15 protein-coding genes are annotated in these 16,763 nt (G+C 55.8%); 10 read left to right on the top strand and 5 right to left on the bottom strand.

What is annotated here, in order from left to right:
* Positions 1–495 precede the first annotated feature (495 nt).
* The 10 genes from H6F67_RS17960 to H6F67_RS27820 all read left to right on the top strand — a co-directional run bounded on the left by H6F67_RS17960 (position 496) and on the right by H6F67_RS27820 (position 11,854).
* Positions 496–1,479, top strand: coding sequence for a glycosyltransferase family 9 protein (locus tag H6F67_RS17960; protein ID WP_190767983.1), 984 nt, complete (start codon positions 496–498; stop codon positions 1,477–1,479).
* Entirely contained in the window at positions 1,472–1,834 is a 363-nt protein-coding gene (locus H6F67_RS17955) for a hypothetical protein (protein ID WP_190767982.1), read from the top strand. Before H6F67_RS17960 ends, H6F67_RS17955 begins: the two co-directional genes overlap by 8 nt.
* A gap of 3 nt (positions 1,835–1,837) precedes the next feature.
* On the top strand, positions 1,838–2,800 hold the full coding sequence (locus H6F67_RS17950) for a glycosyltransferase family 4 protein (protein WP_190767981.1): 963 nt from the start codon (positions 1,838–1,840) through the stop codon (positions 2,798–2,800).
* Between the two features lie 20 nt (positions 2,801–2,820).
* Positions 2,821–4,776: a glycosyltransferase gene (locus tag H6F67_RS17945; protein ID WP_190767980.1), complete on the top strand. Its 1,956-nt coding sequence runs from the start codon at positions 2,821–2,823 to the stop codon at positions 4,774–4,776.
* 16 nt (positions 4,777–4,792) lie between these two features.
* Positions 4,793–5,515, top strand: coding sequence for an SDR family oxidoreductase (locus H6F67_RS17940; RefSeq protein ID WP_190767979.1), 723 nt, complete (start codon positions 4,793–4,795; stop codon positions 5,513–5,515).
* Positions 5,516–5,522: 7 nt separating this feature from the next.
* On the top strand, positions 5,523–6,095 hold the full coding sequence (locus tag H6F67_RS17935) for an HAD-IIIA family hydrolase (protein ID WP_190767978.1): 573 nt from the start codon (positions 5,523–5,525) through the stop codon (positions 6,093–6,095).
* A 5-nt stretch (positions 6,096–6,100) separates the two neighbouring features.
* Positions 6,101–7,558, top strand: a complete 1,458-nt coding sequence (locus tag H6F67_RS17930) for a PfkB family carbohydrate kinase (RefSeq protein ID WP_190767977.1) — start codon at positions 6,101–6,103, stop codon at positions 7,556–7,558.
* Between the two features lie 254 nt (positions 7,559–7,812).
* A complete protein-coding gene (waaF, locus tag H6F67_RS17925) occupies positions 7,813–8,904 on the top strand; it encodes a lipopolysaccharide heptosyltransferase II (RefSeq protein ID WP_190767976.1) in 1,092 nt (363 codons plus the stop codon).
* Positions 8,905–8,907: 3 nt separating this feature from the next.
* The gene (locus H6F67_RS17920) at positions 8,908–9,711 is read left to right on the top strand and encodes a glycosyltransferase family 2 protein (protein ID WP_190767975.1); all 804 of its coding nucleotides are present in this window, start codon (positions 8,908–8,910) and stop codon (positions 9,709–9,711) included.
* An 88-nt stretch (positions 9,712–9,799) separates the two neighbouring features.
* The gene (locus tag H6F67_RS27820; RefSeq protein WP_190767974.1) at positions 9,800–11,854 is read left to right on the top strand and encodes a glycosyltransferase family 9 protein; all 2,055 of its coding nucleotides are present in this window, start codon (positions 9,800–9,802) and stop codon (positions 11,852–11,854) included.
* Between the two features lie 46 nt (positions 11,855–11,900).
* Here the strand turns inward: H6F67_RS27820 and H6F67_RS17910 are convergent, their stop codons facing one another.
* The 5 genes from H6F67_RS17910 to fabZ all read right to left on the bottom strand — a co-directional run bounded on the left by H6F67_RS17910 (position 11,901) and on the right by fabZ (position 16,685).
* Positions 11,901–13,121, bottom strand: a complete 1,221-nt coding sequence (locus H6F67_RS17910; protein WP_199304489.1) for a glycoside hydrolase family 10 protein — start codon at positions 13,119–13,121, stop codon at positions 11,901–11,903.
* 154 nt (positions 13,122–13,275) lie between these two features.
* Positions 13,276–14,154 (bottom strand): DUF3445 domain-containing protein, encoded by an 879-nt coding sequence (locus H6F67_RS17905; protein ID WP_190767973.1) that lies wholly within the window; start codon positions 14,152–14,154, stop codon positions 13,276–13,278.
* 59 nt (positions 14,155–14,213) lie between these two features.
* Complete coding sequence (gene lpxB / locus H6F67_RS17900) at positions 14,214–15,386, bottom strand: lipid-A-disaccharide synthase (protein ID WP_190767972.1); 1,173 nt, start codon at positions 15,384–15,386, stop codon at positions 14,214–14,216.
* Positions 15,376–16,185 carry an acyl-ACP--UDP-N-acetylglucosamine O-acyltransferase gene (gene lpxA / locus H6F67_RS17895; RefSeq protein WP_190768002.1) on the bottom strand — a complete coding sequence of 270 codons (810 nt, stop codon included), beginning with the start codon at positions 16,183–16,185 and terminating at the stop codon, positions 15,376–15,378. The genes lpxB and lpxA overlap by 11 nt, the downstream gene beginning before the upstream one ends.
* Before the next feature lie 59 nt (positions 16,186–16,244).
* A complete protein-coding gene (gene fabZ / locus H6F67_RS17890) occupies positions 16,245–16,685 on the bottom strand; it encodes a 3-hydroxyacyl-ACP dehydratase FabZ (RefSeq protein ID WP_396798336.1) in 441 nt (146 codons plus the stop codon).
* Positions 16,686–16,763: the final 78 nt, after the last annotated feature.

Raw genomic sequence — 16,763 nt, 5'->3', positions numbered from 1 at the left:
CGTATGTCATTGTCTAGGTTCAGGCTTGGCCTTCAAAGACTGCCGCACCGCTTCGCTTTCGCTCGGCTCGCTTGGCTCTCCTCTCGACCGCTTGACCAATATAACGAGAAAAGTCAAAAGGTGTCAACCCCTATCTCGAAAATATCTCCAAACACTTCCCCAAGTTGCACATCTCACCCCATCCACCCCCCCTCACCCCACTCCTAGTTCGTTCAGGCTGCTGAGTGAAATTTGATGCTCAGTCATTCACGAATTGGAAGCTTTACTCAGTTGTCGGGTTGCTCGATCAGCCGTTGCAGCGGTTAACTTGAGCAACCCGATCTTCAAACCGCTTTCTGTTGTTGTTTGTCTGCCACTTCCATTGCTTGGTATCCGATCGCCTTTTGTGCATTTGCCCAAATTGGCGTGAAGAGTTCATTTGTTCGTTAGGCATCTGCCCAATGAATTCATCAAATTACGTTTTGTAGGATCGCGCTCAAGCACCAACCTTCTCCTATGCGCGATCGATTGAATCCACAGTCAATTGTTGTTGTGCGGGCACTTCCTGGCCTGGGCGATTTGCTTTGCCTCGTTCCAGCTTTGCGGGCACTGCGGCGGGCATTTCCACACGCAAGAATTGCACTGTTAGGATTAGCAGCGGCGCGGGGAGTTGCCGATCGCTTCGCTGAATATGTGGATGAGTGGATTGAGTTTCCAGGTTTTCCAGGAATTCCAGAAGTGGCGATCGATCCTGTTCGTATCAGCCATTTCTTGAGTCAAATGGAATCGTTTGACTTGGCGTTGCAGCTTCACGGCAACGGCAGCCTCATGAATATTTTTGTGGCACTGCTGGCGGCGAAACAGTCGGCAGGATTTTATTTGCCCGATCGCTTCTGCCCCGATCCGCAATTCTATTTGCCCTATCCCGATGATTTACCGGAAGTGCGGCGATCGCTCCACCTCCTAAAATTCTTGGGAATTTCCCTACAGGGCGAACAGCTTGAATTTCCTCTAACGACTCAAGAGCAGACAATCAAGTGGCCGTTCGATCGCTACGCTTGCCTGCATCCCGGTGCAAGTGTGGCGTCTCGTCGCTGGCCGATCGATCAGTTTGCCGCGCTGGGCGATCGACTGGCGACAGCAGGATTTGAAGTAGTGCTGACGGGAACGGCGATCGAAGCAGATTTGACCGAGGCGATTGCTACTCGAATGCAACATCGAGCGATTAATTTGGCGGGAAAAACAGATTTGGGTTCGCTGGCGGTTTTGCTGCAATCGGCGCGACTGCTGGTTTGCAATGATACCGGAGTTTCACATCTGGCCGCAGCGATGCAAACGCCCAGCGTCGTGTTGTTTTCGGATTCGGACTTGGAGCGCTGGAGGCCGATCGATCATCAGTTGCATCGCGCCATTGATGCGCGGCTGTATGCTGATCTCGGATTGAGTCGGGCGATCGAGCAGGCGTTTGAGTTGCTGCAATCGGAGTATGCCCATGCTTAACGAAGTGAAGCGGCTTTTGGTAGTAGCGGATGAATTGCCCGACGGGATTCTTGAGACTTTGCAACAGGTGCTTCCTCATGCAGAAATTGTCTGCCTGTCGTTTGCTCAAGTGCAGCTTCCCGGTGGATTTGATGCAGCGATCGTCCTCACCGCTCCAAAGCAGTCGCCTTACCCAACTGCGTATCGCTGCTATCTGGCAGGCATTCCAATTCGCGTGGGACAGTCGATCGAGTTTGGCGGCGGCGTATTGTCGCACTGCATTCAGCCGATCGAAACCGACGATGTAACAGCGCATCACCTGCATTTGCTGCGATCGATCAAGCTGGTTGAAAACTTTCTCACCCTGACAAATTAAGCAATGTCGAAACTTCGGATTCTCACCTGGCACATTCACGGCAGCTACCTTTACTACCTGACGCAGGCTCCGCACGAATTTTATTTGCCTGTGAAGCCTGGAAAACCTGAAGGCTATGGCGGGCGGCTAGGACATTTCGCCTGGAGTGACAATGTGCACGACATTTCGGCTGAAGACGTGCGGAATCAGGAATTTGACTGCATCTTATTTCAGTCGCGCCGCAACTACGAGCACGACCAATTTGAGATTTTGTCGGAGAAGCAGCGATCGCTCCCTCGCCTTTACCTTGAACATGACCCACCCCGCGAACATCCGACTGATACTAAACATCCGGTCGATGATCCGGACGTGCTGCTGGTTCACGTCACGCACTTTAACGATTTGATGTGGGACAGTGGCCGGACGCCGACTTGCGTTGTGGAACATGGCGTCATGATCCCCGACGAAGTGCGCTACAGTGGCGAACTCGATCGCGGCATCGTTGTTGCCAACGGGCTACGCAAGCGCGGGCGCAGGTTGGGAGCGGATTTGTTCGATCGCGCCCGTCAAAAAGTGGCGATCGATCTGGTTGGCATGGATGCAGAATCGCTGGGCGGCTTGGGCGAAGTGCCGCACAGTCAACTTCCTGCCTTTCAAGCCCGCTATCGATTCTTTTTTCATCCGGTTCGCTACACGAGCTTGGGACTGGCCGTCTGCGAAGCAATGCTGACCGGATTGCCGATCGTCGGCCTTGCCACAACGGAACTTGCCACCGTTGTCGAAAACGATCGCACAGGTTTCATCAGCACAGATCTTGCAGAACTGATCGATCGGATGCAGCAGCTCATCGCCGATCCTCAACTGGCGCACCGTTTGAGCCGGGAAGCTCGTGATTACGCTCAGGCTCGCTTTGGCATCGATCGCTTTGTCCGCGATTGGAATCAAGCGTTCGATCGCGCTCTCAGTCAACGCTTCGTTCGCTCCTAAAAATTTCACCCCTCACTGCCATGAAACGCATTGCCTTAATTAGTGAACATGCTTCGCCGCTCGGCTGTTTTGGCGGCGTGGATAGCGGCGGTCAGAACGTTTATGTAGGACAGTTGGCGAAACATCTAGCGGCGATCGGCTACAGCGTGGATGTGTTCACCAGGCGCGATCGCGCCGATCTTCCCCCGATCGTCACTTGGCAGCATGGCGTGCGTGTCGTTCACGTTCCGGCTGGGGCAGCAGTTCCGTTACCCAAAGAAGCGCTGCTGCCGTACATGGCAGAGTTCACCAAATTTGTGATCGAGTGGTGTCAGCGCGATACCGTTTCGGAAGCGCCAAGCAATCACTACAATTTGATTCACGCGAATTTTTGGATGTCGGGCTTAGTGGCAGCGGAAGTGAAGCGATCGCTGCAAATTCCGTTTGGCATCACCTTTCATGCTTTAGGTCGAGTTCGCAGACTGCATCAGGGCACGGCAGATCAATTTCCTGACGAGCGGATGGCGATCGAAGACCGGATCGTGCGCGAAGCCGACTTCATCATCGCCGAGTGCACTCAAGATCGAGAGGATTTGCTCAATCTTTATGCTGCCGATCCCAGCCGGATTAAGATTGTGCCCTGCGGCTTTGACAGCAGTGAATTTTGGCCGATCCCGCAGTCGCTAGCGCGATCGACTCTCGGTTTGCCAACCAGCGATCGCCTGATTCTTCAGCTTGGCCGCATGGTTCCGCGCAAAGGCGTGGAAACGGTGATTCGCAGCTTGAGGACGCTGCGCGATCGACACGATCGAACGGCGCATCTGCTGATCGTGGGTGGGGAGTCCGAATCACCTGACCCAATTTTGACGCCGGAAATTGGGCGGCTTCAAACGGTGGCGAAAGCGATCGGCGTTTCCGAGCAGGTTACGTTCGTCGGGCAGCGGCAGCGCGAAGCCCTGAAGTATTACTACAGTGCTGCTGATGTATTTGTGACGACGCCCTGGTACGAGCCGTTTGGGATCACGCCGCTCGAAGCGATGGCTTGCGGCACTCCCGTCATCGGGTCGGCAGTGGGCGGCGTCAAATTTACCGTCAAAGATGGCGAAACTGGATTTCTGATTCCGCCACGCCAGCCGGATTTGCTGGCGGAAAAGCTGGCTTTGCTGTTTGACCAGCCGCACTTGCAGCAGGTAATGGGACAGCAGGCACGTCGGCGCGTTCAAACGCATTTCACCTGGGAGCAAGTGACAAGCGCGATCGCTCAAGTCTATGAAGCCACCTTGTCTCGCTCGGCTGTACGGCTGAGTCAGCTTGCCGCAACCGATCGGATCGATCGCCAGTTTGACGCCGCCATTCTTGCCATACAGCAGGCTCGCCGCAGTTTGCCTGGAGCGATCGCACAAGCCGCCGATCGCATTCACACCTGTTTCGCGCAGGGCGGCAAGCTGCTGATCTGCGGCAATGGCGGCAGTGCGGCGGATGCTCAACATTTCGCCGCTGAACTGGTCGGACGCTTCAGCCGCCTCAATCGTGCCGGACTGCCTGCGATCGCCCTGACTGCCGATTCCGCCTTTCTCACCGCTTGGTCGAACGACATCGGCTTTGAAGACGTATTTGCGCGGCAGGTCGAAACTTTTGCCCAGCCGCAGGATTTGCTGATCGGCATCAGTACGAGCGGGCGATCGCCTAATCTCATCCAGGCATTTGCCGCTGCTCAACGGCTGAATGTTGATTCGATCGCGCTGCTGGGCGGCGATGGCGGCGATGTGCTGCCCTTTGCGACCGAGGCGATCGTTGTTCCTGCTGCCGACACGCCGCGCATTCAGGAAGTGCAGATTTTGGTGATTCATCTGCTGTGTGACCTGATTGAAACCAAGCTGGCAAGTCCACCGCCTGCCTGGGAGGTGTATGAAGAACTGGCACAGCGCGAAGCAATTCACCCGCTGCCGATCGCCCATTGCCCGGAAACTGCGAGTTCCGTTCCGCTTTTACCTTGATTTAGGAGAAATTTCAATGGATTTACAAAGAAAAATTGCGATCGTCACTGGAGGCGGCCAAGGACTAGGAGCCGCGATCTGCCAGTCGATCGCGCAGGCCGGAGCAACCGTGATCGTCGGCGACATTCAGCTTGCAGCAGCGGAGAAAATTGCTCAGCAAATTCGCGACAGCGGTGGAGAAGCCATCGCCCTGCCGCTTGATGTGGCAAATGCCGAACAGGTCAGCGATGCGGTACAAAAAGTGCTAGATCAGTACGGCGCGATCGACATCTTAATCAACAATGCTGGAACCGATAAAACGGTTTCGATCGAAGAACTGGAAATCTCCGACTGGGATCGCGTTCTGTCCGTGAATCTGCGCGGTGCATTTCTTCTATCCAAAGCGGTCTTTCCAGTGATGAAGCAGCAGGGACGCGGCCATATCGTCAACGTCGCTTCGACTGCCGCCAAACGCGCTTGGCCGAACGCAACGGCTTATCACGCTAGCAAATGGGGCTTGCTCGGCTTCAGTCACGCTTTACACACCGAGGCGCGTCCGCATGGCGTCAAAGTGACGGCGATCGTAGCAGGTGGAATGCAAACGCCGTTCATTCTCGATCGCTTCCCTGACACGCCGCTGGACGTGCTGCAACCGCCGCAAAACGTCGCTGAGACGATTCGCTATGTGCTGATGCAGCCTGAAGAAACGGTGATCCCCGAAGTCACCGTCCTGCCAATGCGTGAAACTTCTTGGCCGTAGGCGCGGTATGAATCGAGCCATTTTTCTCGATAAAGATGGAACGCTGATCGAAGACGTGCCGTATAACGTTGATCCCGATCGCATTCGGCTTTGCCAAGGAGCGATCGAAGGATTGCGATCGCTCCACGCCGTCGGATACAAGCTAATCGTGATCAGCAATCAGTCGGGCATTGCACGTGGCTACTTTCCCGCAAGGGCATTGATGAACGTCGAGCAGCGATTGCAAAAACTTCTGGATGTGTCGCTCAGCGGGTTTTACTACTGTCCGCATCATCCAGGTGGAACGGTGGATGAATTTGCGATCGAGTGTGACTGCCGCAAACCAAAGCCTGGAATGCTGCTGCAAGCTGCCAAAGATCACGACATTGATTTGGCGCGATCGTGGTTCATCGGCGACATTCTCAACGATGTTGAGGCAGGGCGGACAGCGGGCTGTCGAACAATTTTGATTGACAACGGCAACGAGACCGAATGGATTTTGAAGCGATCGCGCCTGCCCAATCACATTGTTGCAAACTTGACCGAGGCGGCGCGAATTGTGACGGCGATCGATCAACCCACTCAAGCACAAATGGCCTGAACACGATGAAAGCAGATTTTGTCAGCGCGATCGACAACTGGAGCGGGCAAAACATTCTGGTGATTGGAGATGCGATGCTCGACTGCTATTTGCACGGCAGCGCCGAGCGACTGTGCCCCGAAGCACCCGTTCCCGTTGTGGCAGTGGGCGATCGCCACGACTTCCCCGGTGGTGCAGCAAATACGGCGGCCAACGTGCAGAGCTTGGGCGGACAGGCGTATCTGTTGGGCGTGACGGGCGAAGATGTGGAAGGCAATCGACTGCGGCAGGTATTGCGCGATCGCGGCGTCAACATCAATTCGCTGGTGAGCGATCCCCAGCGCGTGACGATCGCCAAACAGCGGGTTTTAGCAGCGGGTCATTTGCTCTTGCGCGTGGATCAGGGCGATACAGGTGTAGTGAGGCGATCGATCGAACAGCAACTGATCGATTCCCTCATCCAGCACTTCCCCTGCTGTGACGGCGTGATTGTTTCCGATTACGGCTACGGCGTTCTCACGCCCAGAATCATCGAAACCCTAACACTGCTGCAAGCGCAAACTCCCCGCCCGATCGTGGTGGACTCGAAGCGGCTGAGTTTGTATCGATCGATCGGCGTCACTGCCGTCAAGCCCAACTATGCCGAAACCGTACAGCTTTTGGGACTTAACAAGCTCACTAGTGGGCGCGTCGAGCAGATCATGGCCTGCGGCGATCGTCTCCTGACTTTGACAGGCGCAAAAATCGTTGCAGCAACGCTCGATCAAGACGGTGCGATCGTCTTTGAGGCAGGCAAATCCCCCTACCGCACTTATGCCCAGCCTGTTCCCTGTCCGCAAGCTAGCGGTGCAGGCGATACGTTTGTCAGCACCCTTGCCCTCGCCCTCGTCGCCAACGCCGCCACTGCCACTGCCGCCTCGCTCGCCGCCACTGCCACCGCGATCGTCGTCTCCCAACCGGAAACCACATCCTGCCAAAGCTGGGAACTGCGGCAGTTTTTGCTCAGCGATCGCAAGCGCGTCTCCACCCTCACCGAACTGGTTGCCCGCATTCAGCGCCAGCGGACACAAGGCAAACGCATCGTCCTCACCAACGGCTGCTTCGACCTCCTCCACCAAGGCCACATTGCCCACCTCCAGCAGGCCAAAGCCCTCGGCGACATTTTGATCGTTGGCGTCAACACCGACGAAACCGTGCGCCAACTCAAAGGCAGCGATCGCCCCGTCAACAGCTTGAGCGATCGCCTCACCATCCTTGCCGCCCTTGACTGCGTGGATTACGTCATCCCCTTTGCCGAATCCACGCCGTGCGACCTTATCCGCGCCATCCGCCCCGACCTCTTCACCAAAGGCAGCAACTACGCGATCGAACAATTACCCGAAGCCCCCTTGCTTGAAGAATTGGGCGGCGCGATCGTCATCCTCCCCTTCCAAGGCGGCTCAACCGCAAGCTTAATCGCAAGAATTCGGCAGGCAGCAGGGTGAGGGGGTGAGGCGATGTCGAGTGTCGGCGAAAGGCAGAAGGAAGCGGTTCGGAAACGAGGGACGCGGCGGGAAAGCCAATGCGTAGCGCTCATTGACGCTCACCGATCGCCCCTTGCGTAGGGTGCAGGGAAAGGCACTCTCCCTGCTGGGGTTGGAGGTTTGGAGGAGGGGCAACGCCCCTAGCCTCCAAGGGTTCGGATCAACAAGTTAGCCAACAGAAAAACAATCCCTTCGCTAAAAACAATCCCAAAACCATGCCCGACTGGAAAACCGCCCAAAACCTCCTTTGCATTCGCCTCGACACGATCGGCGACGTGATCATGACGACGCCCGCGATTCGATCGCTCAAACAATCCGTCCCCAATCGCCGTGTCACCCTCATGACCTCCTCAGCCGGAGCCGCGATCGCACCGCAAATCCCGGAACTCGACGACCTCATCATCTACGATTCCCCCTGGCTCAAAGCCACCGCACCCAGAGCAAACAGCCAGCCCGAATTCGAGATGATCGATCGCCTCCGCCAGTCCAACTTCGACGCCGCCATCATCTTCACCGTCTACAGCCAAAACCCGCTTCCCTCCGCCTTCTTATGCTATATGGCAAACATTCCCCTCCGGCTTGCCCACTGCCACGAAAACCCCTACCAGCTTCTCACCGACTGGATTAAAGACCCTGAACCCGAACAGTTTACTCGCCACGAAGTTCAGCGACAGCTTGATCTCGTCGCCTCGATTGGCGCAGAAGCGATCGATCCACAAATGCGCCTGACCGTTCCGCCACCTGCCAAACAGCAAGTCCTCGAACTGCTCGATCGCGAAATCCAGATCGATCGCCCTTGGCTTGTCATTCATCCGGGCGCAACGGCTCCTTCCCGCCGCTATCCGCCCGAATATTTTGCGACAGTGGCTCGGATGCTCGTTCAGCAAGGCATTCAGGTCATCTTTACGGGAACCGGAAGCGAAAAGGAACTGGTGGAATTCATTCAGGCAGAAATGAAAGTGAATTCGGTGTCGCTGGTCGATCGCCTCAACCTCGCGCAACTAAGCGCCCTACTTCAGCTTGCGCCCCTGCTGATTTCCAACAACACTGGTCCCGTCCACATCGCCGCCGCCGTTGAAACTCCAGTTGTAGACCTGTATGCGCTCACCAATCCGCAACACACGCCTTGGGGCGTTCCCAATCGCGTTTTGTTTCACGATGTTCCCTGCCGCATCTGCTACAAAAGCATTTGCCCCGAAGGACACCACCACTGCCTGCGGCTCGTCACGCCCGAATCCGTTGTGGAAGCGGCGATCGATCTGCTCAACGAAACCCAACCCGCAATTTCCCTAGTCGCTCACTCTTAAATCATGGCTTCGATCGATATCCTCATTCCCACCTACTCTCGTCCTGCCGCGCTTGCCGTCACGCTGATGGCGTTGTGCGCTCAAACTCGGCGCGATTTCAACGTGATTATCTCGGATCAAACAGAAGAGCATGACGCGATCGCAGTTGGAGAAGTCCAAGCAGTCTTGCGCGTTTTGCGGCTGCACGGGCATCAGGTGACGACACATCGCCATTTGCCTCGGCGCGGTTTGGCCGAACATCGCCAGTTTTTGCTCGATCAATCAACGGCTCCGTATGTGCTGTTTATGGATGACGATTGGATTTTGGAAGCAGATGTGGTCGATCGCCTGTGGAACGCAATGCAGCAAGAGCAGTGTGGGTTTGTCGGCTGTGCCAATATTGGACTGAGTTTTGCCAACGATGTGCGTCCGCATCAGCAGGCGATCGAGTTTTGGGAAACGCCTGTTCAGCCGGAAATAGTGCGATCGGGTACGCCCGCTTGGGAGCGCTATAAGCTGCACAATGCCGCAAATGTTTTGCATGTTCAGCAAAATCTTGGGTTGGCAGCAGGTGAAATTCGCAAGTATAAAGTCGCTTGGGTGGCGGGGGCAATTTTGTTTGATGCAGCAAAGCTGCGGGATGTAGGCGGATTTGGCTTTTGGGAGGCGCTGCCAATGAATCACTGTGGAGAAGATGTGCTGGCGCAGTTGCGGGTGATGGCGAAATATGGCGGGTGTGGAGTTTTGCCGTCTGGCGTGTATCACCAGGAGTTGCCGACGACGGTGATCGATCGCCGTTTGGATGCGCCGCAGTTGTTGCCGCTGTAGTTTGATTTGTGGCTGAGGTGCACCACATTGACTTTCCCGCCGAGTCCCTCGTGTGACTTGCTCCCCTTAACCCCCTTACTTTTCGCGGATGAAATCAATTCTGTTTGTTGAACTTCTGGGTGGTTTGGGTGATGTGCTGATTGCGCTTGGGGCGATCCAGGCACTGGCGCGATCGCGAAGCGCTGCCGGAACGGACTCGCGAAGCGCTGCCGGAACGGACTCGCACTCCGCCGCAAAATTGTGTGTTCTCACGTTTGCCCCTGGAGCAGAACTGCTGGAGCATGATCCGGCGATCGCAGAAGTCCTAGTTGCACCTCCAGGTCAAGCACGGCAGGCGGTTGAAACGCTGCTGCGCGATCGCCATTTCGATCTGATTGTGTCCGACACAAACTATGACGGCATTGAGGAAGTCATTCGGGCGAGCAGTGCGGCTCGAACGGTGACGAATTTGTGGCGATCGCCGCCAGACGATGAGTTTGTGGGCGATCGCTTCTGCCAAATTTTGCAAAAGGAAGGATTGATTACGAAGGAATCGATCCTTCCTGCGCGTCTGTATCTGACTGAGGCCGAACAACGCGCGGCGCAAATCGAATTTGCAGCGCTGCCACGTCCGATCGCGTTTCTGATTCCCGATGCGGGCATGGCAATTAAGCGCTGGCCGACCGATTCTTTCATCACCGTTGGGAACGCGCTGCGGCAAGATGGCGTGAGTGTCGTTGTGCCGATCGGGTCGGATGCGAATTTGTCGAAACAAATTGCTGCCGCGATCGATGGAACCGTTTTGCCCAAGCGATCGCTGCGGCAGCTAGCAGCTAGTTTGTCTCAAGGTGATTTGTGCATTGCGGCGGATACTGGCCCCGCCCGAATTGCCGCTGCCCTTGACGTTCCAACCATCACGCTGTTTGGTCCTTCCTGGCACGATCGCTATGGTCAGCCTGCGCCACACATCAATTTGCAGGGTGCGCCCGACTGCCCCGATCGCCAGCCGCAAAACTTTACTGCTCAAGCCTGCTGGTACAGCGCTCAGTGTTCAATTGCCGACTGGCAAACTTGTCTCGCCGATATTTCACCAGAAACCGTGTTGCAAGCCGCTCGATCGCTTCTAGCTCCCAAGCCTCAAACCCTAATTTCTCAATGGTCTTCTGTTCGCAATCTGCTCGTGCTGCGGATGGACAACATTGGCGATGTGATCATGACCAGTCCTGCTCTGCGATCGCTCAAAGAAAACTTACCGCAGGCGAAAATCACGCTGATGGCAAGTCCGGGTGGCGCACTGGCGGCGGAACTGCTGCCCTGGGTCGATCAGGTGCTGCCTGTGCGATCGCTCTGGCAAAATTTAGGCCGTCTCGACTTTGATCCGTCTCGCGAATGGCAGCTCATTGAAGAATTGCGATCGCACGCCTTCGATGCGGCCATCATCTTCACCAGCTTCAGCCAAAGCCCGCACCCGCCCGCTTTAGTTTGCCAGCTTGCTGGAATTCCTCTACGGTTAGGCGAATCGAAAGAAACGGGCGGAACCGTTCTCACAACTGAAGTTGCCGCCGCGCCCGACGAAATTCACCAGGTCGATCGCAACCTCCGTCTGCTCGAATCGGTCGGATTCACCATTCGCGATCGCTCCCTCTCCCTGCAAATTCCGAATTCCAAATTTCCAATTCCAAATTCTTACCTCGTCCTTAACCCTTGGACAAGCTGCCAGTCGCGCAACTACGACGGCGATCGATTCGCCCAAGCTGCCCGCCAGCTTGCCGACCGGACTGGATTCGACATAATCGTGACGGGCGTTGAGAAAGACCGCGATCGCAGCCGCAGCGTCCTCAAAATTTTGGGCGATCGCGCTGTTGATGCGATCGGCAAAACCAGCTTGGGCGAACTGACTGCCCTAATTGCTCAAGCTCGCCTGCTGCTGACCAACAACACCTCCACCATGCACATTGCCGACGCCACGCGCACGCCCACCGTTGTCATGTTTGCCGGAACCGAACTCGAATGCCAGTGGCAGCCGCGATCGACTCGTGCCAAGCTGCTGCGCCGTCCCACATCCTGTAGCCCCTGCTATGCGTTCACCTGTCCCTACAACCTGGAATGCCTCGACATTTCAGTTGAGGAAGTCGTCAAAGCAGGCTTGGAACTACTTCGCTGACGCGATACCGTTCCCTCTGCGCTATCGCGATACCGTACCGGGAGCGCTAACGCGGTCGACTTGCCTGTGGAAACAAGCGACTATAGACGCGATTGTTCTCCTCGGTCGGGCTGCGGAACCACCAAAACGTCGTTTCCCAGCAGAAAAACGAGACGCCCGCAAATTGCGTTTGCCGAATGCGATCGATCTGCTGCCGTATCTGTTCGATCGATTTGGGCGCGAAAAATGGCCCAGTATAAATTCCGATCGCGACTGGAACTTGCGATCGCAGTTGTCGTAATCGCGCATTCGACAGTTCAGCCGCAAAAGCAGACGGCTGCGATCGATACACCTGCACAACCACTTCATCAAGCAAACCCAAATCCACCCAGCGCGTCCAGTCCTGCAAATAATTTCGATAGGCAAAATCCGGCAGATTTGGCGAGAGCGACACGATCGCCTCTGGGCGTGCTGCTTGAACTCCCTGCACAATCTTCGTCATCAACTGAGTGATGTGGCTCGATCGCCATGCCATCCAGTCTGGATCGGTCGGGTCGGCAGGCGGCGCTTGGCCGGAATGCTCTGCCCGATAGCGCTTCACCGTGTAGGCATCATAGCCAAACGCGATCGGCAACCCAAAGTGATCGTCAAGCTGAACGCCATCGATCGGATAGCGCTTCGCTACATCCACAATCAAATCAGTGAGAAACTTCTGCACTTCTGGATGAGCCGGATTCAGCCAGGCCTGCTGGTTCGTTTCATCTTGCTGCTGTCCGTCGCGAGTCGCGCTGAGCCAGTCGGGATGCTGCAAGGCGATCGCTGACTGTGGCGGAATCATCAGCCCATACTCAAACCAGGGAATCAGCCGCAAATGCTGCCGATGCGCTTGCTTCAACAGTCCCGACAGGGGATCAGGCCGAGGCAGCCTGTACCAAAGCGGATGCAAACTGCCGATCGCGAAGCGCTCCCGGAACGGTATCGCCCGCTGAGCAATTGGACTTGGATACAGCGTTCGCCCTCCGTTCCAAACCGAAGCATAGAGCGTGTTGAGCCGCAGCTTGGCGAGATGGGCGATCGCTTCATCCAGTCGCGTCGTGTAGTACATCAACGCCGCACCAACATCGGTCATCCAAACGCCGCGCAGTTCAGTTGAGGTGACAGCTCCACGTGGCACAGTTGGCGCTTGCCACAGCACCCACACCAAGCCGAGCGAACAGATGCACAGAACCAGAGAAGATCCGAACCGCCGCCGCGATCGACGCACAGACTTTAGCAAATCAACAGGCATTGCGATCGTGAACGAAACTATCGATCGCTTCAACTCCAGCAATCGTCAATCCAGACATTCTAGGCCGTGTTTCCAAAGGCATTGATCCTCCCCAATCCTCCTTGCTAAGGAGGGAGCCGAACCACCACTCCTGCTAGCGCTTTGCAACCACGCCCTAGCCGCGCAAATACGCCAGCAACACAGACTGGATCGGCAGCAAACTTTTGTAGGCGCGGCCTTCGACAGGCATCTGTTCAAGCGCATCCGCTAACTGAAGAGCCATCGATCGATCGGCCTTCACCTGCCACAGCGGCGCGATCGAGGTGCGAATGCCAAACAAAATGCCGTTCGTTTGCGGGAGTCGCCGCAGCGTTTGCCGTTCCACGCGCAGCCAAAGCTTGTCACCTGCATTTTCAAGGGCAATCGTCGGATCAACTCCGGCCTCGCCGTGCGCTGTCATCAAACATAAATCCGGCGTATCCACAATGCTCCAGTTAAAGCGAATGCTTGGATGGTTGGCGCGGAGGCGATCGAAAACGGTATCAACCGGACGCGCCAGCTTTTCGGCATAGCCCGGAACAGGTGCATGAACGCCCAAGAGCGATCGCCCCAATTTATCTTGCAGCCGCCAGCGAGACGGAAAACATACTGACCCCGCCACCAACACATGCTCACCCGCTTGCGGCAGCAGCACGCACCAATCTTCCTGCACCAATCGCCCTGCCAAATCCAGCGGTTTTTCAGCGAAATCAGCCAGATGCCAAACTTCTCCGGTCGCGCAGTTGAGCAAATGGCCGGATTGTCGCTGGTAGTGCTGTGGATAGTAGTTCAGCAAATGATCGATCAGCAAATCGAGGACTTCTTGCTGAGCGGCGATCGATCCGGGCAAAGCAGCAAACATTTCGTCATGGCGATCGCGCAGCAGTTCCGCCTTCAACTGCAACTGAGAAGCAAAATTCTCGTCAATCTCGATCCACTCGCTCAGCGCTAACGGCTTGAGCCTCAGCGTCAGCCACCAGCCAGGTTTTCGGGAAAACGGAATCGATCGCAGCATAGAAAGACGGCCAAAAGAAGAATCAAACCTTCATCTCTTCTTTTACCGAACGATTCCGACTATTTCACCAGCTTCAAGATTTCTTGGGCGGCTCGATCGCACACGCCCACTTCCCCTGCTGCTTTTTGCATCCGGGCGTAATCCGCGAGCATTTGCTGACGGCGATCAAGATTTTGCAAAAGTTCGATCGCGCAATTTGTCAAATGTTCTGCGGTCGCGTCTTCTTGCAAAAATTCGGGGACGATCGCTTCCATCAGCAGCAAATTTGGCGGCGAAGCAAACGGAATCGAAAATTTGAGAATCTTCCGAGCGATCCAAGCTGTAACAGAATTGACGCGATAGAGAACAATCTGCGGCACATTCATCAGCGCAATTTCCAAATTGGCCGTTCCCGACTTGGCGATCGCAAAATCCGCTGCCGCAATGACCGATCGCGAATCGGCCACGATCGTCGCCTGCAAGCCAAATTCACGGATTGCTTGTTCAATGGGCGATCGCAACGCTTCTAGTGAAAGCGGAATCCAAAAATGAATCTGCGGAATTTTGGCCTGAAGCCGCTTGGCCGTTTCAAAAATCACGGGCAGCAGATACTTTAATTCTTGCCGTCGCGAAGCTGGAAGAAGAGCAATGGCCGTTTGCTCTGGCGGAATGTTCAGTTGCGATCGAGCTTGTTTCCGCGTCGGAGCCGTTTGCACCCAATCGACCAGCGGATGCCCAACCCAGGTGACGGATGCGCCGCACTTTTGGTAATAGCTCGCCTCACCGGGGAAAATCGCAAGCAGACGATCGCTCAACTCGATAATTCGCTGCGTGTTGCGCGGATTCACCGACCAAACCCATTCTTGCGGCGTGATGTAGTAAACCGTCGGCACAGTCGGCAACTGCTGGCGGACAAACTGCCCGATCCCCAAATTTGGTCCCAAATAATCAATAAACACAACTAAATCCGGCGGATGCTGCTGCAATTCTCGCCGTACACGCTGCTGCAACCGCAACGTCGGCACCAGAAACGGCAGCGACTCCACCAGCCCGATCGAACCAATTCCGCTTGTGTTGCCCAGCAGCGTCGCGCCCGCAGCGGCCATTCGCTCGCCGCCCAATGCCACAATTTCTAAGTCGAGATCGATCGAGTTTGCCTGTCGATGCAGCGCTTCCACCAGCATCGCGCCCTGCAAATCGCCGGACACTTCCCCGGTGCTGATAAAAATCCGCCGACGCCCTTCACTCTTCACTCTTCACCTTCGATCGCTTCCCTGGAATCACGCCGCGCCGTTCAGGTTGCTGCGTTTCAATCAAAAAATTTCGCAGATGGCGCAGCGGTTCGGTGTCGGGCAGCAAATCAAATTGGGCAATCGCTTCGTTCAAAGTTAAGCCCGATCGATACAGTAGCCGAAACGCCTTTTTTAGGGCGGTCAGATCCTCCACGCCAGCCCGCTTGAGGCCAACCAAATTCAGCGATCGCACCCTTGAAGGATTGCCTTCCACCAGCATGTAGGGCGGCACATCGCGCTCGATCCGGCTCATGCCGCCCACCATTGCCATTCGGCCAACCCGGACAAACTGATGCACGCCAATTAGTCCGCTAAATCTCGCGCCCGACTCAACATAGACATGTCCCGCCAGCGAAACGGAATTGGCGATGATCACACGGTCTTCGATCGTGCAGTTGTGGGCGACATGCACATAGGCCATCAGCATGTTGTCGTTGCCGACAGAGGTAATTTCGTTCGATCGCGTCGGGCGGTTGATGGTGACGTATTCGCGAATCAGGTTGCGATCGCCAATTTTGACCAGACTCAGCGACCCGTCATATTTGAGGTCTTGCGGTTCCAGGCCGATCGCCGCACCCGGAAAAATCTGGTTGCCAACGCCGATCTCCGTTCGCCCGTCAAGGACAACATGCGCCCCGACGATTGTGCCCGCCCCAACTTTCACTCTTTCACCAATTACGGCATACGCGCCAACCTGCACGGTGGGATGCAGTTCTGCTCCAGGATGAATAACGGCAGTGGGGTGAATGAGGGTAGTCAAGTTTGACACAGCGGGGGCAGGGAACTGGGTGGAGTTGCGATCGTCGATCGAGCAGAAGCTTAGTCAACCAGAGAAAACATCAGTTCGCCCTCGGCAGCAAGCTGACCGTCTACCTCGGCTCTGCCCTGCATCTTACCGAAACGACGCCGCTTAATGGTCAGCAGTTCCACTGTCATTACAAGCTGATCGCCGGGAACAACCGGACGACGAAATCGGACTTTATCAATCCCGGCAAACATAAACAGCCCAACAGGAATGTCGGGTAGCTGCGTCAGCACCACGCCGCCAACTTGCGCCATCGCCTCGACAATCAGCACACCAGGCATAATCGGGCGTCCGGGAAAATGCCCCTGAAAGTGCGGCTCGTTGAACGTGACGTTCTTGATGCCGACCGCTCTTGCGCCCGGAGTAAAGTCGATGATGCGATCGACCAGCGAAAACGGATAGCGATGCGGCAGCAGATTGTGAATTTCTTCGAGGCTAAAGGTCGTTTTGGGCATGGGCGATCGATCGAGCAATTCCTGCTCAGGCTCGGCAGCGGGAACAGCATGAACGTCAGTCAAAATGGACATGAGCAA

This window comes from Microcoleus sp. FACHB-1515 (assembly GCF_014696105.1).
In the GTDB taxonomy this organism is placed as follows: domain Bacteria; phylum Cyanobacteriota; class Cyanobacteriia; order Elainellales; family Elainellaceae; genus JAAUTJ01.
Note: the sequence above shows the minus strand (reverse complement) of the source record. Positions and strands in the feature narration are given on the sequence as shown.